This window comes from Bacillus sp. PK3_68 (assembly GCF_003600835.1).
GTDB lineage: Bacteria > Bacillota > Bacilli > Bacillales > Domibacillaceae > Pseudobacillus.
In genome coordinates, this window is the sequence record NZ_NQYC01000001.1 from 3495001 (window position 1) to 3520845 (window position 25845).

The window sequence follows — 25845 nt, forward strand, 5'->3', positions numbered from 1 at the left end:
TATCTCTCATTAGCGTATATGTTAAACTTATTTAAGAGGGAGTATTTATCAATAAACGTGCCATTTTACGGAATAATTAAGGGAGGACTTATCATGACCAAACATAAGATCTATGCAATGAGTGTTGCAAGTGTCTATCCCCATTATGTTGCGAAGGCGGAGAAAAAAGGACGTACGAAAACAGAAGTCGATGAAATCATCCGTTGGTTGACAGGGTATAGTCAGGAAGAGTTAGAATCGCAACTGGAAAAACAGACAGACTTTGAGACCTTTTTTGCGGAAGCTCCCCAACTGAATCCTTCCCGGGCTTTGATCAAAGGTGTGATCTGCGGTGTCCGAGTGGAAGATATAGAAGAACCAACTATGCAGGAAATTCGCTATTTGGATAAGCTGATCGATGAATTAGCAAAGGGAAAAGCAATGGAGAAGATTTTGCGGAAATAATAATTAACATTCTATTTATCCAAAAGCGGTTATCTTAAATTATCGGGCGGATGATGGAACAAAGAATTTCAAAATTAACCTTCATAAAAGCTGCATGTAAACAGTCGACTAAATAAAGTCGGCTGTTTTATTTTACTGCCATCCCTCCAACCATCCCCAAAGAAAATTAGAAATTAGGTGCCTGCAAAACCTGCGGATTATGAGTTGGGGTAAGTAGCAGCTGTTTGAAAACGTCCTATAAGTAAGAAGAAATTCGCTATGGAGCATGTAAATGCAGCGAAAATGCGTCCTATTTTATCCGACTGTTACGACCGCCAGCCTAACACAATTATTAGTGCAGATAATAAGAAGGAAAGGGATAACAGGATTATATTGCGTAATACGAGTTAGACTGTTTACTAGCTGTGACTTTCTGACAGAGACCAACCGATTAGCTGATCCTCTCTAGAATTGCTGAGCTGGAAATTGCTGATCATTTTCTAGAAGTTTGCATGATTGAAATTTTCCTGAGAGGGAATTTAATTAGTACATCATGTAAAGGAGATAGTCACTCATGGAAAAACGAATCATAGGTGTTTATGAAACTGAAAAACAAGCACAAGCAGCGGTAGAGGATTTACAGAGAAAGGGCTACAATTTTGAGCAAATCTCTATTGTTGCAAAAAATATCGAAGGGTTAGAATCGAATAGTGACCAAGTGAAACCTAATGAAACGGAAGGAATTATTGCAGGAGCAACGGCTGGCGGAATCATCGGGCTGGCTAGTTTTTTCGTAGGAATAAGTGCTCTAGCAGTTCCGGGTATTGGTCCAATAATAGCGGCAGGTCCGTTATTATTAACCCTGGGTGGGGCTGTATCTGGTGCTGCTGCTAAAAACGGCGGTTTAATCGGGGCCTTGCAGGAGATTGGATTGGATGAAGGAGAAGCTCGCCGATATGAAGAGGATGTGAGAAAAGGGAAAATTCTCATTGTCGTCGCAGAATAATTCTGAAATAAAGGATGCTTAAAAGAATGAAGGAATATCAACATTTAAAACGTCTTTCTACAAGTTGTAGGAGGACGTTTTTTTATTTGTTTTGAACTGTGAGTTAAGAACTTTAAGACCACACCCTATTCAGTATCATACTAAAGGTAAACGTTTTGCGTACATATGAAGGTCGGTGTTAAATTTAATAAATGGAGTAACGCTTGTCTTTGAAGCTTCATACTATATATTAGACGTGAGGCAGCACCTGGCGTCTGATTGGACTGAAATTTTTACAGTCAGGACTGGCTACAAAGACCAGTCCTTTTTTGAGAAAAAACTTTAATAGCAGAGAATGTTTTTACACTAAAAAGTATAGGACAGAGAAAGAAGCAGGAGCAACCGCTAGGCTGCTCCAGTTTTAAGATTATTCGATGGCTTCTTTAATTTGTTTAACGTAAAAGAAGCGGACAACCAGATAATAAATGATTTGAATAGCGAGAAAGCTTGTGAGTACCATGGCTGATTCTGTGATTAGATTGTAGCTAAACATCCGTGAAAGGGAGGTTAGAGCCACAGCACCGTGGATGAGCGCGACAGCCATTGGTGCAAAGAACAGCAAGGCTGTTTGACGATTTACGATCTTTTTCATTTCAGGTACGGTTAATCCCATTTTAGCAATGGCTTGGAACTTTACTTTGTCTTCAGACAGATCGGTAAAGAGACGGAAATAGAGAAAGCTTCCAGCTGATACGAAAAAGACAATCCCGATAAACAATCCAATAAAGAGAATCGGACCATAGCCTTTTTCAATTTGATAGATAATAAAATCGGTTGAGAAGAATGTTCCAGGTTCATAATGCTCTTGTAACACTTCTCCTGTTTTTCGCAATTGTTCTGAAGTGTTTTTGTTTGATGCGTGCCAGACGACATTCTGCTCAACTTTTACAGGTTTCGGCAGCTGATTGTATATCTTGTCGCTCACAATATAGTAATTCTCAAAGTTTGGATAGGCATCTGCATCAATCAGCTGACTTGGTTTGATTTCTTCCCCGTTAGCGAGCGTGATAGCCTGTTTTAGCAGGCTGTCATCTTGATTACTTTGGTCGAGGCTAGCAATGCTCTTCTTAGCCACGACAGCTTCTTTTTCTTTAAGATCAAGCTGTGGTTTGTCAAGCAGTTGTGCTGCTTTATTATAATCGGCAGCGTTTAAAACGAGTATGCCATTAGGCTTGCCGTTAAATGGAACGTAGATTTTTGTTATGTCTAGCCGCTCTGCATCAATGCCATTCCGCTTGATGGCGCTTTGAGCGTATTGTACATCTTTCTCCATGTTCTTTGTCTTCTCATAAGGTTGGTAACTGTACGTAAATGGATTTGCCTGGACGATGCCTTTCGTCAAATAGGAATGCGTCCCGTACAAAGTGCCAATCGCACTGAAGGCAACAGTAGAGATAATAGCGACTATAAAAAAGGCACGTGCATTGTCTTTCATACGAAAAGACAGGTCTGAAAATAAGACCATGTTTGTATTGCGCCAGAAGAGCGCCTCGTTGCGTTTCAGTCGGCGAATAATAAAGACGTTTAACTGGCTGAACAGCAGGTAAGTGCCGATGATAACAACAACGACAACAGGCACCATCACTACAATAACTTCCATTCCTTTCACATAAAGCGCTGTTCCATACCCGCCAAGCAGCAAAAGTACCGCCAGGACAGAAAGAAAAATAGAAGCTTTTGGTTCATCTTTCGGCTTCTTGTCTCCTTTAATCAGGTCAACGAGCTTATGAGTGCGCAAGATAAAGGAAACAAAAAATGAAATAAACAAAAACAGTATAATAAACGAAATAAATGTGACAATCATTGCCATGAATGGCCAGTAGAAATGAAGGTTCTCCTCAAGAATAAGAACATTTTCGGCCAATAGCAGAATGAGCTTAGCAAAGACAAGCCCGAGCAGAATGCCGCTAATGGTAGCGAACAGTCCAATCAACATGTTTTCCATGAAAACCATCAGCCGGATTTGCCGGGTGCTCATTCCCTGCATCATCAGCAAACCAAATTCTTTCTTTCGAGACTGTAAGAAAGCACTCATGGAATACAAAACAAAAAAGAAAGAAAATACGTAAATAATGCCGCCGGCCACGGTCAGCGCAAACATCGCATGTTTGTTCATGTCGCTACCCTGAAATGACGGATGAAAGGCAAAGATCGCAAATGTAAAGAAAACCATAACGGTAAACAAGCTGCTCAGAAAATATGCAGCATATAGCCGCTTGTTGCGGAGGACGTTATTAAACGCGAACTGACGAAAAGTCATGGTCGTTCCCCCCAAGCAAGGAAAGTGTGTCGATAATTTGCTGGAAGAAGCCTTTTTGGCTGTCTCCACGGTAAATCTCGGAATAAAGCTTACCGTCACGGATGAAGACGACACGGTCAGCATAGCTTGCTGCCTGCGCCTCATGCGTCACAAGGAGTGTAGTCATTCTGTCTTTTTTGTTTAAAGCAGACAACAGCTCCATTACGTCTTTAGAGGCTTTAGAATCAAGGTTTCCGGTTGGTTCGTCAGCAAGTAACAGCTTTGGATTATGAATGATCGCCCGGGCAACAGCTGCCCGCTGTGCTTGACCTCCCGAAATTTCGAAGGTGCGCTTTTTCATAATTCCAGCAATGCCCAGCTTTTCAGCTACAGCTCTTGCTTTGTCTTTCATTTCTTTGACGCTTCTTCCATCAAGCGTGAGCGGCAGAACGATATTTTCTTCAACCGTCAGTGTGTGAAGAAGGTTGAAGTCTTGAAAGACAAAACCAAGCTCTCTGCGGCGGAACTTAGCCAAATCATTTTTCTTTAGCCGATGAGGATTCTGTCCATCAATTGTAATTTCTCCAGTTGTCGGTTCATCAATGGTTGCTACCATGTTCAGTAATGTTGTCTTTCCACTTCCCGATGGCCCCATAATGGCGACAAACTCTCCATCTCCTATAGACAAATCAATATCGGTTAGAGCACGGTAGGCGACTTTTCCTTCATAAACTTTTCCGACTCTTTTCACCTCAAGCATACTTATTTCTCCTCTCGCTTTTGTACTGATGCCAGTGTAGCGCATCAGGCCGGAAGGGAGCTATCGAACTTTCTTTCACTTTTCTTACATCGATGTAAGGTTTTGCGAAGGGCTGAACACAATGCGGAAAATCGATCCCTCGTTGACTTCCGTTTCCACTTCAAGTTGATGTCCAAGGTAATGGCATACCTCGTTAACAAGATAGAGTCCCATCCCTGTTGATTCGCGGTATTTGCGGCCGTTAGAACCGGTAAAAAATTTGTGGAAAATTCGTCTTCGATCTTCCGGAGGGATGCCGATCCCCCAGTCTTTCACTTCCAATATGGCTGACCCGTCTCTTTCATAAATTGTAATGTCGATAGAAGAGCTTCTGCCTGCCGAATATTTCACTGCGTTTTGCACAAGCTGGTCAAGGATAAAAAATAGCCATTTTTCATCTGATTCAACAGTAATGCCAGGATGCTGCTCCTTAAAACGAGGATAGACCCGATTGCGGATATAAAAGCGCTTATTTTCTGTGTTGACTGCTTGTACCGTTTTGGCGAGCAAGACGGGCTTGATTTGAAAATCTTGTTCAATAGTTCGCAGACGGGCATTGTAAAGAACTGTATTCAAGCTATGGCGCATTCGTTCTGTCTCTTCACGAATGTTCGAAGATTCAGGTTCGTCAAGGTTTTGTGCGGTCAGTTCAATAACCGAAAGAGGTGTTTTTATCTGATGCACCCATCGATCGATAAATTCCAGGTGCTCTTCCTGTCGCTTTTCAGCTCGCTGCAGAGCCGTCATATAAAGCTGATATTGTGACTTTAACAGTGCATGAAGGGCAACAGCAGTCGGAGCAGCGCCGGTTTTCTCTAATGATTCATCAGGGGATGAAAGGCCGTTCTCTAGTCTTTTATAAAATGAACGCCGGCTTATGTAATGATAGAATAAATAACTGGCTAGCAAAAATAGTCCAATAAAAACGGCATATAGAAAAACAGAAATGTGATGATAGCCGTCGAGCCAAAAAATAAGAAAAAAAACGAAAAATTGGACGAGTTGAAAAGAAATCAACAGTAAATGTTCACGAAAAAATAACCTCATGCTCTTGCCGGCCCCCATGTTACATTCAGTCGATAGCCAGCACCGCGCACGGTTTCGATGGATTGTTCAATACCGAGTTCCTGCAGTTTTTTACGCACACGAGTAACATTTACATTCAATGTATTTTCATCCACACAAGTTTGCTCATCCCATAGCTTTTCCAGTAAATCTTCCCTCCCCGCTACACGTGGATAACGATCCATTAAGCTTTCAAGAATATCTGTTTCTTTTTTTGTCAGGCGTATCTCCTGATTGGCAAAGTGCAATTCAAATCGCTCTGGATAAAGCTTCAGTCCATCTAACTCAATGACCTGTTCCTGGTGGTTGGAGGAATAGGCGCCGTAAGCCCGACGAAGCTGGCTGCGGACTTTGGCCATAACGACATCGGCATGAAACGGCTTTGTAATAAAGTCATCCCCGCCATTTTCCAAAGCCATGACCTGATCCATTTCCCCCGTTCGGGCCGAGATAAAAATAATAGGACAAATAGAAACAAGACGGATTTGCCGACACCAATAATAGCCATCGAATTTAGGCAAATTAATGTCCAGCAAGACGAGATCAGGCTTCTCTTTATGAAATAGATCCATGACATGATCAAAATCCTCTATTACTACGCTTTGCAGCCCATACTTTTCAATAAATACTTTTAAATGTCCAGCAATCTTTGGATCATCTTCAATAATCATAATTTTTTCCATTGGATTCCTCCTTCAACAGGCGAAGTGTTCTTTTGCGACTGCTTACAAAATTGATTATAGCATGAAGTGGATGCATGCAAATAAAAGCCATGGAGGGTAATTGGATGCGCAGTAATAAGGAGATAAGACAGGTAGCTTTAAGTGTTTGAGATATTCATCCACCAATATTCATTTCAACTATATGACAATTATGGTAATCTAAAACTATCAATCTCTTCTATTAATAACAAATCTATCAAGAGTGATTCAGATGTAAACGAGAGCATTGCGAATCCATCATAATAATTTATGTTAGGTGATAAAATGGACTTTAAAAAATTTACAATGGTTTTTATTTCTGTAGCTGTTATTTCTCTTGTATGTGGGTTAATTGCTTTATCTGTAATAGGAGTTAGTGTACCAGCAGAAGAAAACCATCTTCGTAAAAAGCAAGAGGCAGAGACAGAGAAGGAGACTAAAAAACAGACGGATGAATTTGTTGAAAAACAAATTAATATTGAAGGGGACATAAGAGAGACTTTACCGACATTGAATGATGGCAATGAGCCGCAAGTGACTGATCTTATGCATAAAATGACTCATCAAAAAGTGGTGTCAGATGAAAAATGGGGAGCGATCGAGATGACTCCAGAAAATATTGCGAAACTGAAGCAACACGTTTTAGCAAATAATTTTAAATCAAAGGAATTTTTTCTCGAAATATTAAATAGGTGGGAGACTGGAAATTTTGATAAAGCAGATAAAGATCACAATGCTTTATGGGAGGCGCAGGGAGGAACCGTTGGCATTGCTTACGACCTGATGACAGAAAAACAGGAGAAGCAGTTTATCGAGAGGAATTTCAGGTAAGAATAAAATAAAGGGAAGTGAATATCCTTGCTTTTATATGGAAATAATGAAAATCCTCTTGAATTCGACAATATTTTTATATATAATAAAACACATGTTATAAATTGAACTCCTTACTTGCGGGTGTAGTTTAATGGTAAAACCTCAGCCTTCCAAGCTGATGTCGTGGGTTCGATTCCCATCACCCGCTCTCTCATATTGTTATTAACGCAATGTTTTATTCCTTGCTGGATAAGATGTTGCGTTTTTTAATGTATATGAACGCTTGCTGGAAAATGCTTTCTCTGAAAGGAGGAGTAGGAATGGATTATGCTGTTTTAAAGAAAGAAATTATTGAATATAGCCGGGAAATCGGTATAGATAAGATTGGTTTCGCCTCAGCAGCTCCCTTCACTGAGCTGAAAGATCGTCTAGTGCGTCAACAAGCATTGGATTATCAGTCAGGTTTTGAAGAAAAGGACATTAACAAGCGGGTGGACCCTTCTTTAATTTTTGATCAGCCAAGGTCGCTTATTGCCATTGCGTTAGCCTATCCTTCTAAAATGAAAGAGTCTGTGAAAGGAAAGAAAGGAGAGAGAAGGGGCATCTTCTGCCGGGCTTCCTGGGGAGAGGATTATCACACGATCCTTCGCGACCGGTTAGGCAAATTAGAAGCATTTATCGCGGCTAAAGTTCCCGACGCTCGCTTTCGTTCAATGGTGGACACAGGAGAGCTGTCAGACAGAGCGGTGGCTGAGCGTGCGGGGATTGGCTGGAGCGGCAAGAATAGCTCTATTATTACACCTGAATTTGGTTCCTATGTTTATTTAGGAGAAATGATTACTAACTTGCCATTTGAGCCAGATAAGCCGATCGAAAATCGCTGCGGCACATGTACGAAATGTTTAGATGCTTGTCCAACGGGCGCCCTCGTACAAGGAGGACAGTTAAATGCTAAACGCTGTATTGCATTTTTAACACAAACGAAGGACTTCATGCCTGTAGAGTTTCGTGAAAAGCTTGGGAACCGTCTATATGGCTGTGACACTTGTCAAACGGTTTGTCCAGAAAATAGAGGGATCGACTTTCATTTCCATAAGGAAATGGAGCCAGAACCAGAGGCGGTAAAGCCGCTTCTTAAGCCGCTAGTCAACATGAGTAACAAGGAGTTTAAGCAAAGATTTGGCTCTATGTCTGGCTCTTGGAGAGGAAAGAAGCCTATTCAGCGCAATGCTATTATTGCATTGGCTCATTTTAAAGAAGAAGAGGCTTTGCCTTCCTTAATTGAGGTGCTACACTCAGATGTCCGTCCGGTATTAAGAGGAACCGCTGCTTGGGCAATCGCAAAAATTGGTGGTGAGGGGGCTAGAGAAGCGCTCATTTCAGCAAGAACAAACGAAAAGGATGATGAAGTTATTGCTGAAATCGAGAAAGGAATCTCTTCAATGAATTAACATGAACAGAGACTAGCCTGAATAGATATAGAAAAACGAATCGTTCAGGAGGATCTTTTCATGTGTGAAGAGCTTCGACAGGAAATCGAGCGGCGTTTGCAGTCTCTCGTGGATGGCAAAGTGAGTGACGAGGAGAAGTTGCTAAGAAAGCAGCAGCAACTAGAGTCAAGGGGGAGTAAAATTCTTAAAGCTAAAGCTTTTGGCAAGATACTTTCCAATGAGGGAGAATGGACACGTTATCTCGTTCATTTTAAATATTTAATTAAGCAGGACAGCTATATTTATTTAGAGGAAGAAGTCGAGGAGAGAGCTGCCCGCATAGAAAATCAAAAGCTGATAGAAGATAAGGAAACAAAACTCCCGCTTGTTTTTTTAGGGGAAGAAAAGGGAGTGGCTGACTTCCCGGAGGTCTTGGAAGAGAGACGAGCCTTTCATTATGACCGTCTTAAAGCCGTTCAATATGCGGAGCGATGGTGGAATAGTTATAATCCAGCTTATCGAAAATTTAATGTGGATTGTACCAATTATATTTCCCAATGCTTGCATGCAGGCGGAGCGCCGATGACGGGTTACCCAGATAGAAGCCGAGGCTGGTGGATGACAAGTAATAATTGGAGCTACAGCTGGACAGTTGCTCATGCTTTCCGCTGGTTTTTGTCCTCCTCCAAGAGCGGGATACGCGCGCAAGAGGTGAGTGAACCGAAAATGCTGCAGCCTGGTGATGTAATTTGTTATGACTTTCAAGGAGACGGCCGCTTTGACCATTCGACGATTGTCACAGCAAAAGACCGCCGTGACATGCCGCTCGTTAATGCCCACACAACAAACAGCCGCATGCGCTATTGGAGTTATGAAGATTCTACCGCCTATACTCCCGGTATTCAGTATAAGTTTTTTCAAATTAAAGATGATTCTTCTTAAGTTTTTTTACTAGTGATATAATAAATAGGTTACAGCATAAATATGAGGTGAATAATTTTGTCTATTAACGTAGTACTTTACCAGCCCGAGATCCCGGCCAATACCGGAAATATTGCTAGAACTTGCGCAGCTACAGATACAGTGCTTCATTTAATCCGTCCGCTTGGCTTCTCAACGGATGATAAAATGTTGCGCCGTGCCGGCCTGGATTACTGGCAGTTTGTAAAAGTGGTGTATTATGATTCCCTCGAGGAATTTTATGAGAAGAATGCCGATGGAGAATATTATTATTTAACCAAATTTGGCGAGAATAACTACGCCGATTTTGATTATAGCAATCGTGACAAAGAGCATTTCTTTATTTTTGGAAGAGAAACGACAGGCTTGCCAAAAGAGACTATTAATGAAAATAAAGAGCGGTGCCTGCGCATTCCAATGAATGAAAATGTAAGATCCTTGAATCTATCTAATACAGCCGCCATTTTAGTTTATGAAGCATTGCGCCAGCAGAGCTTCCTGAAATTAAAATAAAAAAGCACTGCAGCCTGACTGCAGTGCTTTTTTTGTGAAGAAAGTGACGTTCTTTTGACGATGCCTTCGCTTTTTTAAATTATTTTGTACCTGGCTTATCTTCATATCCAGCAGTAAAAATTGCGGAAAGGAAGGCAATAATCACAGCTAAAATGAGTATGAAATTCATTTTACGTACCCCTTTCTTAAGAAGTCTTTTCCTGCACACTATTTTTATTATAGCTGAAAGCATTTGTAAAGAAAACGCTAACTTATTGCAAATTACGGACAATCAATGATTCCGCTTTTCATTAGCATGTTAGAGGCTGTACGGGCATAGGATTTATTAATCGTTCTCTAATTACGCAAAAGCGGGAGGTCTATATGGATATCTTAAAAAAAGTCGAACAATACCGTGAACAGGAAGAAAAGTTAAAGTGGGAAGGCACTTTTGCGGAATATTTGGATATCGTTAAACAAAAGCCTTGGGTGGCTCAGTCAGCTCATTCTAGAATTTACCATATGATCAAAGACAAAGGGATAGAGACAGAGAATGGCTCTAAGAAATATAGTTTCTTCAGCACGGAGCTATACGGACTGGAAGAAGCGCTAGAACGCCTCGTTGAGGAGTATTTCCACCCTGCAGCAAAACGATTGGATGTCCGCAAACGGATTTTGTTGTTGATGGGACCGGTTAGTGGAGGGAAATCAACGCTTGTTGCCATATTGAAAAAAGGAATGGAGGCTTATTCAAGAACAGAAAGAGGGGCTGTATACGCGATTAAAGGATGTCCGATGCATGAGGATCCGCTCCATTTAATACCTGCTCATTTGCGGGAAGATTTTCATAAGGAGTATGGTGTTCGAATTGAAGGGAATTTATCGCCATTAAACATGATGAGGCTACAGGAAGAATACAATGGCCGGATTGAAGACGTACTGGTGGAAAGAATCTTTTTCTCTGAAGATAAACGGGTTGGGGTCGGAACATTCAGCCCCTCTGATCCGAAGTCTCAGGATATCGCTGATCTAACGGGCAGCATTGACTTCTCTACGATTGCTGAATACGGATCTGAGTCTGACCCGCGCGCCTACCGTTTTGATGGAGAGTTGAATAAAGCGAACCGTGGATTGATGGAGTTTCAGGAGATGCTGAAATGTGATGAAAAATTCTTGTGGCATTTATTGTCTCTTACACAGGAAGGGAACTTTAAGGCGGGAAGATTTGCCTTGATTTCCGCAGATGAATTAATTGTTGCCCACACAAATGAGACGGAGTATCGGTCGTTTATTTCTAATAAAAAGAATGAAGCCCTTCATTCACGGATTATTGTCATGCCGATTCCGTACAATCTAAAGTTGTCAGAAGAGGAAAAGATTTATGAGAAAATGATTCGCGAAAGTGATGTGTCTGATGTTCATATCGCTCCGCATACGTTAAAAGTAGCAGCCATGTTTACTATTTTGACTCGTTTGAAGGAGCCGAAACGCGGCGATATTGACCTTGTTAAAAAGATGAGATTATATGATGGCGAAAATGTGGAAGGGTACAATTCAGCAGATGTCGATCAGTTAAAGAAGGAGTACCAGGATGAAGGAATGAGCGGCATTGACCCACGCTATGTGATTAATCGTATTTCATCTACGATCATCCGTAAAGAAGTATCTTCCATTAACGCGCTTGATGTTCTCCGCTCCCTGAAAGAGGGACTTGATCAGCATCCGTCGATTTCAAACGAACAACGAGAAAAATACTTGAACTTTATTTCTGTCGCACGGAAAGAATATGACAACATTGCCAAGAAGGAAGTGCAAAAAGCGTTTGTTTACTCATATGAAGAATCAGCGAAGACGTTGATGGATAATTATTTGGATAACGTAGAAGCGTATTGTAATAAGTCAAAAATGCGCGATCCGCTCACCGGGGAAGAAATCAATCCGGATGAAAAGCTTATGCGTTCGATTGAAGAGCAGATTGGTATTTCTGAAAATGCCAAGAAAGCGTTTAGAGAAGAGATTTTAATTAGAATTTCGGCTTACGCTCGAAAAGGAAAGAGGTTTGACTATCATTCTCATGACCGCCTGCGTGAGGCCATCCAGAAGAAACTGTTCGCCGACTTAAAAGATATCGTGAAAATTACAACTTCAACGAAAACGCCGGATGAACAGCAGTTGAAAAAAATCAATGAGGTAGTGGCTCGTTTAATTGATGATCATGGCTATAATTCTGTATCAGCCAATGAACTGCTTCGTTATGTGGGCAGCCTGCTGAACAGATAGAAGAAGAGGCAGCCGTTTTGGCCGCCCTCTTTTTTCCTTTTCAACTATATACTTCGTACAACTTTCCGCCTGCATGCATACGATAAAACTAAGGAAAGGAGAGATGATAGGAGATGAGTGAGCATCATCACGTATCCCGTGAAAATTGGTCTCTTCACCGCAAAGGGTATGACGATCAAGAGCGGCATAAGCAAAAAGTACAGGATGCCATAAAAAAGAACTTGCCGGATTTAGTTACAGAAGAGAGTATCATCATGTCAAACGGCAATGAAGTCATCAAAATCCCTATTCGTTCCATAGAAGAATATAAAATTAGATATAACTATGATAAAAATAAGCATGTCGGGCAGGGGGACGGCGATAGCCAAGTAGGCGATGTTATCGCTCGCGATGGCAGCCCTGCTGAGGGAGCTGGAAAAGGAAGCGGTCCCGGCGATCAAGCTGGAGAAGATTACTACGAAGCAGAAGTGTCGTTTATGGACTTAGAAAAAGCATTCTTCAGCGAGCTGGCACTTCCCAATCTGAAGCAAAAAGAACAGGCGCCTTTCACAGTGGAAGACGTGGAATATAATGATATACGCAAAACAGGGTTAATGGGCAATGTGGATAAGAAGAAAACATTGCTATCAGCTTATAAGCGCAACGCTTTAACTGGAGAAGCGAAATTCCATCCTATTTTACCCGAGGATTTAAAATTCAGAACGTGGACAGAAGTGGAAAAGCCAGAATCAAAAGCCGTGATCCTTGCAATGATGGACACAAGCGGATCGATGGGGGTCTGGGAAAAATATATGGCCAGAAGCTTCTTTTTCTGGATGGTTCGCTTTTTGCGGACAAAGTACGAAACCGTTGATATTGAATTTATTGCTCATCATACAGAAGCCAAAGTAGTCAGCGAAGAGCATTTCTTTTCTAAAGGAGAGAGCGGGGGGACGATTTGTTCATCTGCTTATCGAATGGCTTTAGAACTTATCGAAGAGAAATATGACCCTTCCCGCTACAATATTTACCCCTTCCACTTTTCAGACGGGGATAATTTATCATCTGACAATCTGCGGTGTGTAAAGCTGGTTGACGAGCTGATGGAAAAATCGAATATGTTCGGCTACGGAGAGGTGAACCAGTACAACCGAAATAGCACGCTCATGAATTCGTATAAAAATATTAAAGATAATAAGTTTAGACATTATATCTTGAGGCAAAAAGCGGATGTATTTTATGCGATGAAAAGTTTTTTGGAAAAGAAGAATAGAAAAAAGTACCTTATTGAAAAGATCCATGCTTTCAATAAGGTACTTTTTTGTTTAGTTTGGCTTGAACAGGAAATAAATAAAGATATCAGACAAGTAAAGGAGCGAATAGAAAATGAGTAAAGAGACTGGCAAGCAACAAGAGCAGGAAAATCTGTCAATTGAGCAAAAAGAAAAAAGAAGGCGCGGTGAAGATATCGAGCCACAGCGAGAAGTGGATAAGCCGACGCATTCTGATTCATAAAAAAAGAGATCAGCACATATTGAGGATTTTCTCAATATGTGCTTATTTATTTGATCAATATTTTAAGAAGAGTTAATTATGGGTATAAGACGAAGGAGTCTATCATAAGGAGGAGCCATATGAAAGCTGTTACTTACCAGGGAGCAAAAGATGTGCAAGTAAAAGAAGTAGAAGATCCTGTTTTGCAAAAAAGGGACGATGTGATTGTTCGCATCACCTCCACAGCTATTTGCGGATCGGACCTTCATCTTTATCAAGGCAATATGCCGCTGCGTCCGGGCTATATTATCGGGCATGAGCCAATGGGAATTGTCGAAGAAGTGGGGCCAGATGTAACGAAAGTAAAAAAAGGAGACCGAGTCGTTCTGCCGTTTAATGTCTCATGCGGCCACTGTTTCTATTGCCAGCATGACATGGAAAGTCAATGTGACAATTCCAATCCTCATAAGGATACGGGAGGATACTTCGGTTATACAGAACAATACGGCAATCATCCCGGAGGCCAGGCAGAATATCTGCGAGTGCCATTCGGAAACTTTATGCCGTTTGTTGTTCCTGAATCTTGTGAACTGGAGGACGAGGCTTTATTATTCATGTCGGACGTGTTGCCAACAGCCTATTGGAGCGTGGAACACTCAGGCATGAAGCCAGGGGATACGGTTGTCGTTCTTGGGAGTGGCCCCATTGGATTAATGACGCAAAAGTTTGCGTGGATGAAAGGAGCCAAGCGGGTTATCGCTGTTGACTATTTGCCTTATCGTCTGCAGCTTGCTCAAAAAATGAACAATGTAGAGGCGTATAATTTCTCCGAATATCCGGAAATGGGTCACCACATTAAAGAGCTGACAAACGGAGGAGCAGATATCGTTATCGACTGTGTAGGAATGGATGGGAAAAAATCAGCGATTGAAAAAATCGAACAAAAATTAAAGCTGCAAGGTGGTACATTAAGTGCGATCAATATCGCTAAAGATGCCGTAAGAAAGTTTGGCACCGTTCAGTTAACTGGAGTATACGGGCTTATGTACAATATGTTTCCGCTCGGCAATTTCTTTGAGAGAAACGTCACATTGAAAATGGGCCAGGCACCGGTTATCCATTACATGCCGGAGCTATTTGAAAAAATTACAGCAAGTGAAATTAATCCGACGGAAATTATTACGCATATTATGCCGTTAGACCAAGCGTCACAGGCTTATAAAATTTTTAATGATCATGAGGACGAATGTGTAAAAGTTGTATTAAAACCTTAAAAAAGAAGAAGCCGAATCCGGCTTCTTCTTTTCAAAAGTTTAGTGAGGCAAAAAGGCAAGCTGGTAAAAGAACAGAACAGCAAACACATAAACGAGTGGATGCACTTCACGGAATTTTCCGCGAACCACTTTCAATAGCGGGTAGGAAATGAAACCGAGAGCAATACCTGTTGCAATACTAGACGTTAATGGCATGCTAAGAATAATTAAAAATGCTGGAAATGCTTCATCAAGCTCATTCCAAGTAATCTTGGCGACACTTTCCATCATTAAGCAGCCAACGATAATCAGAGCAGGAGCTGTGATAGCCGGCAAGCCGGATACCGCACTGACGAGCGGCCCAAAGAAAGCAGCAAGCACAAACAATCCAGAAACAACAACAGTCGTAAGCCCAGTACGTCCGCCAGCAGCGACCCCAGTTGAAGATTCTATATAGGCACTTGTCGGGCTTGTTCCAAAGATAGAGCCGGCAGTAGCCGCAATAGAATCAGCGAGAAGGGCCTGGCGCGCTCGTGGCATAGTTTTGCCTTTCATCAAGCCAGCCTGCTGAGCCACAGCAATCATGGTCCCTGTTGTATCAAAAATAGTTACTAATAGGAAGGAGAAGACGACAGCATATAAGTTATGCTGAATCACATCTCCAATAGCAGTGAACGGGTTAGAAATCAGCAGCCCCTCTGGAAGAGAAGGAGCGGAGACAACCTTAGTAATTTCTAATTGACCGGTGAAATAAGCAATCACACTCGTAATAAGCATCCCAATAAACAAGGCCCCATTTACTCTCATAACCATCAGTACAATAGTAATGGCGAGCCCTGCCAAGGCTAACAATGCTCCAGGGCTATGGAGATCGCCCAGCGCTACTAAATTTGTCGGATGATCAGCGATAATACCAGTTTGGCGAAGCCCAATAAAGGCGATAAATAACCCGATTCCCGCTGTAATTCCATGCTTAAGATTATCTGGAATAGCAATAATTAATTTTTCTCGGAAAGGAGTCAAGGATAAGGCAATAAAAATAAGACCGGCGACGAAAACAGCAGCAAAAGCTGTCGAATAAGTAATGTCTCCGTGAGAACCGACAACAGAATAAGCAAAATATGCGTTCATACCCATTCCCGGGGCAATCGCAATCGGATAATTGGCCATGAGAGCCATCCATAATGTTCCGATGACAGTAGCAATAATCGTGGCTGTAAATACTTGATCAAATGGTACACCTGCATCCTGTAGGATAATTGGATTCACCACAACAACGTATACCATTGTTAGGAATGTAGTCAGACCAGCGATTACTTCTTTTTTTGTATTTGTTCCATTTTCCTTTAATTTAAACATTGGAAACCTCCAAAATACGAACATTAAAAATCACACTTAATATAATATTCGTTTTGTTGAGTAGATGCAATAGGAAAATAAAAAAGAGTGATCTTTTGATCACGAACAAGCCATGTTGTTCAGTATTGGTGAAACTAGTGCGTGAATGGAGAGCTATTTCTTATTATGGTAGCGAAAAAGCAAGATATCCAAAGTTTCTATTGAGGCAAAAAGAATACGCGGTTAAGATGAAGGTGCAAGTGAACGAATGGTTATACTGGCTAGCGGGCTTTTAATAAAAGGCTCTGTTAAAGAAGGATGTTTTTTTATCGTTGATTGTAGCAGGAAGCGTCCGCCTGCAGTGAAAATCAACCATTAAGTATCACAGAGACTAATCAAAAGGAAGAAATCACTTTTTAGAAGGAGGAGATAAAATGCCTGGAAGCAAGCAGGAAAAGATACTCATCATTCTCATGTTTGTTATTGCCTTCGTTCTATTTTTAAATATTTTAAGAAAATATGTATTTTAAAAAGCTGTCCCGCCATAGCGGAACAGCTTTTTATAGGAATAAATCAAGAATGAAGTAGGTTAAAGCGGCAATTGTAGCCGATATTGGCAATGTGATCACCCACGTAATTAACATGCGCTGGGCCGTTCCCCATTTAACACCGCGAATCCGATGTGAAGCGCCTACCCCTAAAATGGAAGAAGAAATGACATGAGTAGTACTGACTGGCAAATGGATAAATGTAGCACCGAAAATGATAGCTGCGGATGTTAAGTCGGCCGCAACACCATTAACTGGACGAATCTTCATAATTTTTCCGCCAACCGTTTTAATGATCTTCCAGCCACCTATAGAAGTCCCAATTCCCATGGCAGCCGCACAGGAAAACTGTACCCAAAACTGAATATCCGTTGTCGACTGGAAGTTGTTAGCGATCAGTGCCATTGTAATAATCCCCATCGCTTTTTGGGCATCGTTCGTACCATGTGTGTATGATTGCAAGGCAGCCGTAAAAATTTGAAAGTGGCGGAACCGGCGGTTTGTTTTCGGTAAGTTATTGTCCTTAAACACCACTTTGAATATGCTGTATACGATAAAGCCGCCAATAAAAGCAATAATTGGCGAAAGAATCAGTGCTTCAATAATTTTTAAGAAGCCACTGTAATTCAAAATTCCCACACCGGCAGCGGCAATCGCCGCCCCAGCAATAGAACCAATCAAGGCATGAGAGGAACTGCTCGGAATTCCGTAATACCATGTAAGTAAATTCCAAAGGATAGCAGAAATTAAAGCCGCTAAAATAACGGTCGAACCATTTTCAAGCATAAATGGATCAACAATATCCTTTGTGATGGTCTTCGCTACTCCAGTGAATGTCATGGCCCCAAGAAAGTTCATAGAAGCTGCCAGTATAATAGCATGGCGGGGCTTAAGAGCCTTCGTGGAGACGGAGGTAGCAATAGCATTTGCCGTATCATGGAAGCCGTTAATAAAATCAAATGATAAAGCGCAGACAACGATTAATACTGTAACAATGAGTAGAGAATCCATAAATAGGGCGCTCCTTAAGCGTTTTTCATAATGATGGTTTCGAGAGTATTGGCCACATCCTGACAGAAATCAGCAATTTGTTCTAAGCTCTCATAAATTTCTTTTAGCTTAATGAGTTGAATTGGGTCTTTCTCTGTGGCGAACAGATGTTTAATGGATTGGCGTCTTATGCCATCACAAGCTGTTTCGTAATCTTTAATTTTAATGACATGCTCACGGATTGGCAGTAGCTTTTTCGTCTCAAGCAAGTCAACGGCCCGTTCAATTTCAACTGAACAACCGCGAATGGCTTCAACAAATTTCAGCATATATTCATCGACGTTAATAATCGAGTACATTTCAAACATCGCTGCTGTTTCTTCAAGACCGTCAAGGACATCATCCATGCTCATCGCAAGCGCTAAAATGTCTTCCCGCTCGATCGGTGTGATAAACGACTGGTTCAATTCCTTAATAACCTCGTGAATTAATTCGTCGCCTTTGGTTTCGAACGTTTTCATCTCGTTGTAAAAGATTTTTAAATCGCTGGCGTTCTTTAGTTTGTAGTCAGCAAAGTAATCGGCACTTTCCTTCAAATTGACTGCAATTGAATTAAGCAAGATAGTGAATTTATCCTTTTTGTGTTTAAACAATTCGAAAAGCCTCCTAATTATAAAAAATGGCTAACAGCACTATTTTACTTGAATAAAGCCCAAGAAAAAAGAGTTTGTCGAAAAAGGCAGAAAAATTATTTGTTTAAACGGCTTTCCCCAGCTAAATGGTCGATTCTGCTTTTATTTGACGGTAAAATACAAGTAAATCTGAAAGGAGGAATAAAAATGAAAGTTGTTGAAAATCTCCAAGGCACGCTAACTTTGAACAATGGACTGGTGATCCCTCAAGTAGGACTCGGTGTCTATAAAATGACGGATGAGGCAGAGGCGAACTTTGCCATTCAGTCGGCCCTGCGCATGGGATATCGTCTCATCGACACGGCAGCTATCTATGAAAATGAACAGATTGTTGGCCAGGCTATAAAAGAAAGCGGCGTGAACCGTGAAGAAGTGTTCCTTACTACAAAAGTGTGGAACAGTGATCAGGGATATGATGAAACCCTAAAAGCATTTGACACCTCATTAAATAAACTGCAAACGAATTATCTGGATTTATATTTAATTCACTGGCCTGGAAAATCAAAAGAGAAGTACCGGGAAACATGGCGGGCACTCGAGCAGTTATACAGCGAAGGAGCCGTTAAAGCGATCGGTGTCTGCAACTTCCAAGTCCACCATCTGGAAGGGTTGCTTGCTGTCTGCAACGAGGTGCCGGCCATTAATCAGATTGAGAATCATCCATACTTGACTCAGGAAAAAGTGAGAAAGTACTGCCAGGAAAAAAACATTATGGTAGAGGCATGGTCGCCAATCGCTCGCAATAGGCTGGCTAACGAACCGACACTGAACCACATAGCGAAAAAACACAACAAGTCAGTTTCACAAATTATTCTACGCTGGCACCTGCAAAATGGCACAGTCGTTATTCCAAAATCCATTCATCCTGAACGAATGAAAGAAAACAGTGAACTTTTTGATTTTCAACTTTCCCTTGAAGACATGAAAAATATCAACGCCTTAAACAAAGGAGAAAGAATCGGTCCCGACCCCGACCAATTTGAAAATGGCTTTGCAAATTAAAAGCGCAAGGCGCTCGCCCAGCGACCGTTCAGCCAATTTAAGTGAAGAGAGAGCGAATGTCATCTGGAACAGTTGACTGGCAAACGATTGTTTCACCGATGAACGGATGAGGAATTTCGATTTTAGCCGCATGAAGAGCTTGTCTTTTTACGAGTGGCTCTCCTCCGTATAGACGGTCTCCGACAAGAGGGTGACCGCTGGCAGAAAAGTGAACGCGAATTTGATGAGTTCGTCCAGTCGCAAGCTGACATTCTACAATAGAGAGCTTGCGGCTTTTATTTCTCTGCAGCACACGAAAATAAGTGAGAGCAGATTGGCCCGATGATGAGATGCGTCTCCTCGTGGGATGATGTCTATCTCTTCCGACCGGCTTGTTGATCGTTCCTTTATTTTTTTGCATGATGCCGTGAACGGCAGCGACGTAAGTTCGTTTAATAAGTCGATCTTGCAGAAGGTGGGAGAGAACCGTATAGGCTGCTTCATGCTTGGCAAATAGAACGACACCGCTCGTCTGTTCATCCAAACGATGAACATGGCGGATAAAACCACACTCTCCGGATAATTGGACATGATAAGCAACTGCATTGAGTAAAGAGTTGGTCTCTTCCTCCTGATTAGGGTGAGTTTTCATTCCAGCTGGCTTATTCACAACGAGCAAATGGTCGTCCTCATATAAAATATCCATGTCAAAGAACGAAGGAACAGGGCTTTCTGTGGAGGAAAGGAATAGCGGAATCTGCAAGGCATCATTCTCCTTGAGAGCAGCTTGCCAATCAGCTGTTTTTCCATTTAATGTGATGGCTTGATCCATTCTCCATTGATGAATCAGTTTTTTTGGCAGCTTCCACTTTTCTTTAAAAATAGAATAAGCGGTTTCCCCTTCCCACTCCAAAGGAATGCTAATTTCGTAAATAGTACCTTTGCGCTTTGTCTTATACAAAATGGTTCCCACCTTTAGGTTATCTTACCCCATTTCACAAAATTACCAACGTTATTAAATGAGGTTATATGTTATTCTTGAACTATCTATCAGATCATTAATTAGGATATAGCAGGGAAGGTGTTTTTTTGAAAGTAATTATTGCCTCCACTACCGAGCAGGAAGAAAAAATTAATGAATTAATTTGGCAATTAAAGGAGGAAGTTTTCCCCCGCTTCTTTGAAGAAGAAGAACTGAGAATCATGTATGAATTTGGAATATTGGAATTGACAGATAGTCACTTTAAGCTTTTTGGAACTCTCCAGGATGCTTTTCAAGTGATCTCTAGTCTTCAAACAATTTTATCTATCCTTGAAACAGACGATCCTGCTAGTCTGCCCTCGCACTATCAGGAAATGTTTGAAAGAAACACAGCGATTTTAGAAGCGTTTGATATTAGTTTTCCTTTCTTTCTCAGTCATTTTACCAATAAAAGAAGTCTGATCCCCTATTTAACTTCTCTTACCCCGTCCAACACATACTTGATGTAAGCCTTCTGTGCAACCAGAAGGCTTTTTTTTATTAGGGCTCGGCTATCCCTAATTGTTGATTTCTGCTCCGATTTTTTGTTGAAAAACCCTATTCCCCTTTAACAGAGCCTCTGTTTTAAAATCATAATTAACAAGCGATCATAAAAGAAGCCCCTGCCATTGGAGACAGGGGAGTTCTTTTATTTTTCTTTATGGGCATCCAAAAATTGTTCAAGCGTTTCTTTCGGCTGGCTGCCGACGAGGCGCTCCTGCTCTACACCATTTTTAAAGTAGACAAGAGTTGGTGTTGATTCAATCTGGTAATGATCCCATCCATCTTCAAATTCAAGAAGATTAAACTGATTGATATGAGTATTCTTTTCTTTAGCAAGCGGCATAAGAACCGGCGTAGTAGCCTGACAATGAGGACAGGTTGGGCTATAAAAATAAACAAAAAGGTCTTCTCCGTCCTCTAGCTTCTTGTCCAACTCATCCGGCAAGATAAGATTGCTGTAGTTTGGATCATCAAGTTGTTTAATCGTTTCGGGATGAAGCTCTTTTTTACCATAAGGATTGTCCTTTGACGCTTCATTTTGCTGATATTTGGTGAGGAAAACAATTGCTGCAAATATAACTAAAATAACAGCCGCAAAGATAATAATTTTTTTCATGCTAGGCAACGTCCTTTCCTTTAATAACGAGGAGGCTGGTTATAAAAATAATAATGAATGCTGTAAGTGCCAAAAAAGGGATAGTAATAAAACCAAACCAGTTAATGTACATTCCTGTGCACGGTACCCTTCCGCATGCTGGAGCACTGTTTGTAAAAAAATCAACTTTTTGAATAGCGTAATGATAAAGAGAAATACAGCCCCCGATAGCTGAAAGGGTTAAGGAATAGCGGGCAGCAGCCATATCTTTTTTTATGATGGCAAGCCCCAGGATTAAAACAAGTGGATACATAAGAATCCGCTGATACCAGCAAAGCTCGCAAGGCTCATATTTCATCACTTCCGAAAAATATAAGCTGCCGAGCATCGCAATAAAGGAAGCGCCCCAAGCGATAAAAAGCAGGTTTTCTTTTTTCATACATTCTCCTTTTCTATATAAATTTCTCTAGATGATTATAGTATTATCAGCTGAAAAAAGTAAAATAATCAGTCCCAAAAGTGCAAAGAGACATGAGAAAGAGCAGCTGGAAAGGCTTTTTTTTACCTTCCCAGCTGCTTATCACTGGTGGAATTCCTCTAGGCATTTAATGAGTTGGCATGTTCCACATAGTGGAATAATGTATAAAAAGTTTTTTCCACAGCAGAATAAGAATTAGGGAATGAGCGGGCATGGAGAAAATGTTCAATTTTCTTCGACAGTAAATGATCTTTTGTCCGCACCATCAATATGAGCAGATTTGTCCAGTCTGAACGATGAACATAGTACAGCACACGGTCATAATCTGTATAATCCATTTCTTATCCCCCCTTGTTCGAGGAACTATCTATAGTATATGTTCCTCCTCAAAAAACTCTCTCTGTAAATACTGGCATAGCCCCCGTTTAAAAATTGAATAAGGATTTGGCGGAAAAGAGGGTATGACCCTTTGCTTTTTTTCATAAGTATTTGTTAAAGGGCAAAAGGGGGAAGCGAAAATGAATGAGGCAGAAATGAAAGACCTTCAGTATGCCATTGATGAAATTACTGAAATTGCCACGGGATTCGGCCTTGATTTTTATCCGATGAGATATGAAATTTGCCCGGCGGAAATTATTTATACGTTTGGCGCCTACGGCATGCCGACCCGGTTTTCTCACTGGAGTTTTGGTAAACAATTTTTCAAAATGAAACTACAATATGATCTTGGTCTTAGTAAAATATACGAGCTCGTAATTAATTCAAATCCATGTTATGCCTTCTTGCTTGATACGAATTCTTTAATTCAGAACAAACTGATTGTAGCTCACGTATTGGCTCATTGTGATTTCTTTAAGAATAATGTCCGTTTCCAGCAAACGAACCGACATATGGTGGAAAGTATGGCTGCAACAGCTGACAGAATCCATCAATATGAAATGGACCATGGCAAAGAAACGGTAGAAAAGTTTTTGGACGCTGTGCTGGCCATTGAGGAGCACATCGATCCTTCGCTTCTAAGACGGCAGCTCTACTGGCAAACAGACGAACCAGAAGTGGAGCAGGAGAAGAAGAAGGGGCCTTATGATGATCTTTGGCTGCTTGATGAGACAAACACATTTGAAATTACACCGAAAAAAGCAAAGAAAACAATTCCTCCCCGGCCGGAAAAAGATGTCATGCTGTTCATTGAACAGTATAGCCGAGACCTTGAGGACTGGCAGCGTGACATTATGACAATGGTAAGAGAGGAGATGCTTTATTTCTGGCCGCAGTTAGAGACGAAAATTATGAATGAGGGCTGGGCTTCTTACTGGCACCAACGTATCGTGCGTGAGCTTGATTTAACACCGGGAGAAGCAATTGAGTTTGCTAAGCTAAACGCGGGTGTCGTCCAGCCGTCGCGCACGTCGATCAATCCTTATTATTTAGGACTGAAAATGTTTGAAGATATTGAAGAACGGTACAATAACCCAACGGAGGAAATGAAGCGCCACGGAGTTAAAGCAGGATCAGGACGAGAAAAAATATTTGAAGTCAGGGAAGTTGAGTCTGATATTTCGTTCTTACGCAATTATTTAACGAAAGAGCTCGTTTTAAGAGAAGACATGTATTTATTCCAGAAAAAAGGGAAAGATTATAAGATAATCGATAAAGAATGGACAAACGTGCGCGACCAACTCGTTAGCATGCGAGTGAACGGCGGATTTCCTTATTTGACAGTGAATGACGGCGATTATATGAAAGCGGGAGAACTGTATATTAAACATTGGTACGAAGGAATTGAGCTGGACCTGAAGTATTTAGAAAAAGTTTTGCCGCACCTATATACGTTATGGGGAAGAACCGTTCATTTGGAAACAATGGTGGAAGACCGGGAAATTCTCTTTACCTTTAGTGGCCACAAAGTGCAGCGTAAGTATTTATAACGAGCGGGTGTCCGGATTTCCGGCCACTCGTTTTTTTATTCATTCCAAATTTTTTAGCCGTTGTTCGTATGTTAGTTTTATTTGCGAACGGAAGGGGAAATATTTCTTGAAGCTAATTTCCGGAAGGAGAGCAGAAAATAATGGGATTAGTTTTTATGGTTCTCTATTTTTTAATTGTCGCTTTTGTTATAGAAATTTCTGTTACTTTATTTAATTTAACTGGATTAGAAACAGCAGTTTCCCGTTATCAGGTGGTCTCTATGCTCACAAATACCGGATTTACTACAGATGAAGCCCAGTTGGTCCTTGATCATCCAGTTCGCAGGCGGCTGAGTATGTTTCTTATTTTATTTGGGGCTTTTTCACTTGCTGTGGTAATTTCTTCCATCACCAATATACTATCAAATGACTTGCGTGTAAAAGAATTGACGATAATTAATGTGATTCTGCTCATTCTTTTGATGATCGGGAAAACCCCTTTTATTAAGGAGCGGCTGAAAAAGAAATTAAACAGGGAAATGGAAAAAAAATTAGAAATCTCAGAGCTGCCTATTAAAGATGCGCTGTACTTAGACGAGGATGATTTGGTAACGGATGTGGTCATTGAAAAAGATTCTGAATTCATCGACCGGAAAGCAGTAGACCTCGTGGAACGTGATGAAGACATCAGCATTTTATTTATTAAACGCGGCAAAGTGAATATTCGCAATAAGCTGGATGAAGAAAAGATCCATGAGGGAGATCAGTTGTTCATTTATGGAAATAAAAAACAAATAGAAAAGAAGTTCCTGAAGGCAGATGAAAGAATTGAAAGCTCTTCAGACTAGAAGGCAATAAGCTGTTCATTGTAAATAAAGGCTGGCTTTTTTATTGGCCGCTACCTGTGGCCTCTCCATCATCCTTCGCCTTTGTACGCAGATAGTCTTAAATAAACAAGCTGAAGGCTCAGTCGCATGAGCCTTCAGCTTGTTTATTGGTTTCTTGCAGGCGCTCCATTATGCGCCGCTTTCTATATAGCATGCTGCCTGCTTCTGCCACGTCAAGAACGGCCGAGCGGTTTGTAAAAGCCCCAAATATCACTCCAGCTACCGGTATAAGCTGCATCATTTTCTTCCAGCCGAATTGATCTCGGTATGTATAGACAACTTCACGCCAGCCTTGCAACTGTGACATCATTTCCCGGCTTTGCCCCCGCCCTTCATAGAAGCCGGACAAGTCAGTTAAAATGGCTTTTTTTCCAACAACGTCTGAAGAAGTAAATTGTAAACATTTAATAATAAAGATACGCTCAGCCTTTTGCTTTGGATCATAACCGTAGGCAATGGCAATTTCTTGAAGGGTTTTCAAGGACAAGCCAAGAAGCAAAGGAATGTCTACAGCTAAAGTGAATAGACCGCCGATCCCGGTTGAAGCTCCCTGGACGGTTGCCATGTTGGCGCGGGATTTTTTTAATTCTTCGGCTATGGCATCCATCGTTTGAAGGTTCACTCTCCCAACATCCTCCACTGATTCAATCGTTAATTTGGGATGGGCCTCCTGCACTCTCTTCAAAACAGTTTTTTCCTGGACGAGATATTGTCCGCCTGTTTGAATAAAGCTGCCAATTTCATCAAGCAGCAGAGCGATTTTGTCCTGGATGATCCTTGGGGTAACTTTATCGAGCAGTTTAAAAGGAAGGCGGGCAATCTTATCCCAGATCCATAAGTGCTTCTGTTCTTGTTCCCATTTATTGATTGATTCAAGCTCAGCTAATAATTGTTCTTTCGTTTCCATAGCTATCCCACCTTTTGGTATGTT

General features: G+C 41.2%; 25 protein-coding genes, 1 tRNA gene and 1 pseudogene. 15 read left to right on the forward strand and 12 right to left on the reverse strand.

Annotation, left to right across the window (positions count from 1 at the left end):
- Positions 1-93 precede the first annotated feature (93 nt).
- Positions 94-444 (forward strand): DUF2200 domain-containing protein, encoded by a 351-nt coding sequence (locus CJ483_RS17625; RefSeq protein WP_120036393.1) that lies wholly within the window; start codon positions 94-96, stop codon positions 442-444.
- A gap of 553 nt (positions 445-997) precedes the next feature.
- Positions 998-1429, forward strand: coding sequence for a general stress protein (locus CJ483_RS17630; RefSeq protein WP_120036394.1), 432 nt, complete (start codon positions 998-1000; stop codon positions 1427-1429).
- Between the two features lie 406 nt (positions 1430-1835).
- On the opposite strand, the gene CJ483_RS17635 is transcribed toward CJ483_RS17630, so the two are convergent.
- The 4 genes from CJ483_RS17635 to CJ483_RS17650 form a co-directional block, all read right to left on the reverse strand.
- On the reverse strand, positions 1836-3728 hold the full coding sequence (locus CJ483_RS17635) for an ABC transporter permease (RefSeq protein WP_120036395.1): 1893 nt from the start codon (positions 3726-3728) through the stop codon (positions 1836-1838).
- Complete coding sequence (locus CJ483_RS17640) at positions 3703-4467, reverse strand: ABC transporter ATP-binding protein (protein WP_120036396.1); 765 nt, start codon at positions 4465-4467, stop codon at positions 3703-3705. Before CJ483_RS17640 ends, CJ483_RS17635 begins: the two co-directional genes overlap by 26 nt.
- 84 nt (positions 4468-4551) lie before the next feature.
- The gene (locus tag CJ483_RS17645) at positions 4552-5553 is read right to left on the reverse strand and encodes a sensor histidine kinase (RefSeq protein WP_120036397.1); all 1002 of its coding nucleotides are present in this window, start codon (positions 5551-5553) and stop codon (positions 4552-4554) included.
- The gene (locus CJ483_RS17650) at positions 5550-6254 is read right to left on the reverse strand and encodes a response regulator transcription factor (RefSeq protein ID WP_120036398.1); all 705 of its coding nucleotides are present in this window, start codon (positions 6252-6254) and stop codon (positions 5550-5552) included. The genes CJ483_RS17645 and CJ483_RS17650 overlap by 4 nt, the downstream gene beginning before the upstream one ends.
- 303 nt (positions 6255-6557) lie before the next feature.
- Between CJ483_RS17650 and CJ483_RS17655 the strand changes: the two genes are divergently transcribed.
- The 9 genes and pseudogenes from CJ483_RS17655 (at position 6558) to CJ483_RS17695 (ending at position 14994) form a co-directional block, all read left to right on the forward strand.
- The gene (locus tag CJ483_RS17655) at positions 6558-7103 is read left to right on the forward strand and encodes a DUF6241 domain-containing protein (protein WP_120036399.1); all 546 of its coding nucleotides are present in this window, start codon (positions 6558-6560) and stop codon (positions 7101-7103) included.
- 119 nt (positions 7104-7222) lie between these two features.
- A tRNA-Gly gene (locus tag CJ483_RS17660) sits at positions 7223-7293 on the forward strand.
- 112 nt (positions 7294-7405) lie between these two features.
- Positions 7406-8536, forward strand: coding sequence for a tRNA epoxyqueuosine(34) reductase QueG (queG, locus tag CJ483_RS17665; RefSeq protein ID WP_120036400.1), 1131 nt, complete (start codon positions 7406-7408; stop codon positions 8534-8536).
- Between the two features lie 60 nt (positions 8537-8596).
- Entirely contained in the window at positions 8597-9457 is an 861-nt protein-coding gene (locus CJ483_RS17670; protein WP_120036401.1) for an amidase domain-containing protein, read from the forward strand.
- Positions 9458-9511: 54 nt separating this feature from the next.
- The gene (trmL, locus tag CJ483_RS17675; protein WP_182917172.1) at positions 9512-9988 is read left to right on the forward strand and encodes a tRNA (uridine(34)/cytosine(34)/5-carboxymethylaminomethyluridine(34)-2'-O)-methyltransferase TrmL; all 477 of its coding nucleotides are present in this window, start codon (positions 9512-9514) and stop codon (positions 9986-9988) included.
- A gap of 363 nt (positions 9989-10351) precedes the next feature.
- Entirely contained in the window at positions 10352-12247 is a 1896-nt protein-coding gene (locus tag CJ483_RS17680) for a PrkA family serine protein kinase (protein ID WP_120036403.1), read from the forward strand.
- Between the two features lie 113 nt (positions 12248-12360).
- Positions 12361-13494 (forward strand): annotated as a pseudogene (gene yhbH / locus CJ483_RS17685) (sporulation protein YhbH); the annotation flags it as partial.
- A gap of 118 nt (positions 13495-13612) precedes the next feature.
- Positions 13613-13741 carry a 3-methyladenine DNA glycosylase gene (locus CJ483_RS17690; protein WP_120036405.1) on the forward strand — a complete coding sequence of 43 codons (129 nt, stop codon included), beginning with the start codon at positions 13613-13615 and terminating at the stop codon, positions 13739-13741.
- Positions 13742-13860: 119 nt separating this feature from the next.
- Positions 13861-14994 (forward strand): zinc-dependent alcohol dehydrogenase, encoded by a 1134-nt coding sequence (locus CJ483_RS17695; RefSeq protein ID WP_120036406.1) that lies wholly within the window; start codon positions 13861-13863, stop codon positions 14992-14994.
- 39 nt (positions 14995-15033) lie between these two features.
- On the opposite strand, the gene CJ483_RS17700 is transcribed toward CJ483_RS17695, so the two are convergent.
- The 3 genes from CJ483_RS17700 to CJ483_RS17710 all read right to left on the reverse strand — a co-directional run bounded on the left by CJ483_RS17700 (position 15034) and on the right by CJ483_RS17710 (position 18502).
- Positions 15034-16332: an NCS2 family permease gene (locus tag CJ483_RS17700; protein ID WP_120036407.1), complete on the reverse strand. Its 1299-nt coding sequence runs from the start codon at positions 16330-16332 to the stop codon at positions 15034-15036.
- A gap of 539 nt (positions 16333-16871) precedes the next feature.
- Positions 16872-17870, reverse strand: coding sequence for an inorganic phosphate transporter (locus tag CJ483_RS17705; protein WP_120036408.1), 999 nt, complete (start codon positions 17868-17870; stop codon positions 16872-16874).
- A gap of 14 nt (positions 17871-17884) precedes the next feature.
- Positions 17885-18502, reverse strand: a complete 618-nt coding sequence (locus CJ483_RS17710) for a DUF47 domain-containing protein (RefSeq protein WP_120036409.1) — start codon at positions 18500-18502, stop codon at positions 17885-17887.
- Positions 18503-18688: 186 nt separating this feature from the next.
- Here CJ483_RS17710 and CJ483_RS17715 point away from each other — a divergent pair, with 186 nt between their 5' ends.
- Complete coding sequence (locus CJ483_RS17715) at positions 18689-19543, forward strand: aldo/keto reductase (RefSeq protein WP_120036410.1); 855 nt, start codon at positions 18689-18691, stop codon at positions 19541-19543.
- A 37-nt stretch (positions 19544-19580) separates the two neighbouring features.
- Here CJ483_RS17715 and CJ483_RS17720 read toward each other — a convergent pair whose 3' ends face one another.
- Positions 19581-20483 (reverse strand): RluA family pseudouridine synthase, encoded by a 903-nt coding sequence (locus tag CJ483_RS17720; RefSeq protein ID WP_120036411.1) that lies wholly within the window; start codon positions 20481-20483, stop codon positions 19581-19583.
- A gap of 128 nt (positions 20484-20611) precedes the next feature.
- On the opposite strand from CJ483_RS17720, the gene CJ483_RS17725 reads away from it, so the two are divergent.
- Entirely contained in the window at positions 20612-21013 is a 402-nt protein-coding gene (locus CJ483_RS17725; RefSeq protein WP_120036412.1) for a DUF5365 family protein, read from the forward strand.
- 179 nt (positions 21014-21192) lie between these two features.
- On the opposite strand, the gene CJ483_RS17730 is transcribed toward CJ483_RS17725, so the two are convergent.
- The 3 genes from CJ483_RS17730 to CJ483_RS17740 form a co-directional block, all read right to left on the reverse strand.
- Positions 21193-21663, reverse strand: coding sequence for a thioredoxin family protein (locus CJ483_RS17730; protein ID WP_120036413.1), 471 nt, complete (start codon positions 21661-21663; stop codon positions 21193-21195).
- Between the two features lies 1 nt (position 21664).
- Complete coding sequence (locus CJ483_RS17735) at positions 21665-22081, reverse strand: disulfide formation protein C (protein WP_120036414.1); 417 nt, start codon at positions 22079-22081, stop codon at positions 21665-21667.
- A gap of 158 nt (positions 22082-22239) precedes the next feature.
- Positions 22240-22458, reverse strand: coding sequence for a YhdB family protein (locus CJ483_RS17740; RefSeq protein WP_041099076.1), 219 nt, complete (start codon positions 22456-22458; stop codon positions 22240-22242).
- A 180-nt stretch (positions 22459-22638) separates the two neighbouring features.
- Here CJ483_RS17740 and CJ483_RS17745 point away from each other — a divergent pair, with 180 nt between their 5' ends.
- Together CJ483_RS17745 and CJ483_RS17750 are read left to right on the forward strand one after the other, a co-directional pair.
- Complete coding sequence (locus tag CJ483_RS17745; RefSeq protein ID WP_120036415.1) at positions 22639-24048, forward strand: SpoVR family protein; 1410 nt, start codon at positions 22639-22641, stop codon at positions 24046-24048.
- Positions 24049-24188: 140 nt separating this feature from the next.
- The gene (locus CJ483_RS17750; protein ID WP_120036416.1) at positions 24189-24875 is read left to right on the forward strand and encodes a TrkA C-terminal domain-containing protein; all 687 of its coding nucleotides are present in this window, start codon (positions 24189-24191) and stop codon (positions 24873-24875) included.
- Between the two features lie 118 nt (positions 24876-24993).
- On the opposite strand, the gene CJ483_RS17755 is transcribed toward CJ483_RS17750, so the two are convergent.
- On the reverse strand, positions 24994-25821 hold the full coding sequence (locus CJ483_RS17755) for an EcsC family protein (RefSeq protein WP_120036417.1): 828 nt from the start codon (positions 25819-25821) through the stop codon (positions 24994-24996).
- Between the last annotated feature and the right edge of the window lie 24 nt (positions 25822-25845).

Excerpts from the sequence above, each read along its gene's own strand:
- CJ483_RS17625 (WP_120036393.1), top strand. The coding sequence starts at position 94 with ATGACCAAACATAAGATCTATGCAATGAGTGTTGCAAGTGTCTATCCC.
- CJ483_RS17630 (WP_120036394.1), top strand. The coding sequence starts at position 998 with ATGGAAAAACGAATCATAGGTGTTTATGAAACTGAAAAACAAGCACAA.
- CJ483_RS17635 (WP_120036395.1), bottom strand. The coding sequence starts at position 3,728 with ATGACTTTTCGTCAGTTCGCGTTTAATAACGTCCTCCGCAACAAGCGG.
- CJ483_RS17640 (WP_120036396.1), bottom strand. The coding sequence starts at position 4,467 with ATGCTTGAGGTGAAAAGAGTCGGAAAAGTTTATGAAGGAAAAGTCGCC.
- CJ483_RS17645 (WP_120036397.1), bottom strand. The coding sequence starts at position 5,553 with ATGAGGTTATTTTTTCGTGAACATTTACTGTTGATTTCTTTTCAACTC.
- CJ483_RS17650 (WP_120036398.1), bottom strand. The coding sequence starts at position 6,254 with ATGGAAAAAATTATGATTATTGAAGATGATCCAAAGATTGCTGGACAT.
- CJ483_RS17655 (WP_120036399.1), top strand. The coding sequence starts at position 6,558 with ATGGACTTTAAAAAATTTACAATGGTTTTTATTTCTGTAGCTGTTATT.
- queG (WP_120036400.1), top strand. The coding sequence starts at position 7,406 with ATGGATTATGCTGTTTTAAAGAAAGAAATTATTGAATATAGCCGGGAA.
- CJ483_RS17670 (WP_120036401.1), top strand. The coding sequence starts at position 8,597 with ATGTGTGAAGAGCTTCGACAGGAAATCGAGCGGCGTTTGCAGTCTCTC.
- CJ483_RS17680 (WP_120036403.1), top strand. The coding sequence starts at position 10,352 with ATGGATATCTTAAAAAAAGTCGAACAATACCGTGAACAGGAAGAAAAG.
- CJ483_RS17690 (WP_120036405.1), top strand. The coding sequence starts at position 13,613 with ATGAGTAAAGAGACTGGCAAGCAACAAGAGCAGGAAAATCTGTCAATT.
- CJ483_RS17695 (WP_120036406.1), top strand. The coding sequence starts at position 13,861 with ATGAAAGCTGTTACTTACCAGGGAGCAAAAGATGTGCAAGTAAAAGAA.
- CJ483_RS17700 (WP_120036407.1), bottom strand. The coding sequence starts at position 16,332 with ATGTTTAAATTAAAGGAAAATGGAACAAATACAAAAAAAGAAGTAATC.
- CJ483_RS17705 (WP_120036408.1), bottom strand. The coding sequence starts at position 17,870 with ATGGATTCTCTACTCATTGTTACAGTATTAATCGTTGTCTGCGCTTTA.
- CJ483_RS17715 (WP_120036410.1), top strand. The coding sequence starts at position 18,689 with ATGAAAGTTGTTGAAAATCTCCAAGGCACGCTAACTTTGAACAATGGA.
- CJ483_RS17730 (WP_120036413.1), bottom strand. The coding sequence starts at position 21,663 with ATGAAAAAAATTATTATCTTTGCGGCTGTTATTTTAGTTATATTTGCA.
- CJ483_RS17735 (WP_120036414.1), bottom strand. The coding sequence starts at position 22,081 with ATGAAAAAAGAAAACCTGCTTTTTATCGCTTGGGGCGCTTCCTTTATT.
- CJ483_RS17740 (WP_041099076.1), bottom strand. The coding sequence starts at position 22,458 with ATGGATTATACAGATTATGACCGTGTGCTGTACTATGTTCATCGTTCA.
- CJ483_RS17745 (WP_120036415.1), top strand. The coding sequence starts at position 22,639 with ATGAATGAGGCAGAAATGAAAGACCTTCAGTATGCCATTGATGAAATT.
- CJ483_RS17750 (WP_120036416.1), top strand. The coding sequence starts at position 24,189 with ATGGGATTAGTTTTTATGGTTCTCTATTTTTTAATTGTCGCTTTTGTT.
- CJ483_RS17755 (WP_120036417.1), bottom strand. The coding sequence starts at position 25,821 with ATGGAAACGAAAGAACAATTATTAGCTGAGCTTGAATCAATCAATAAA.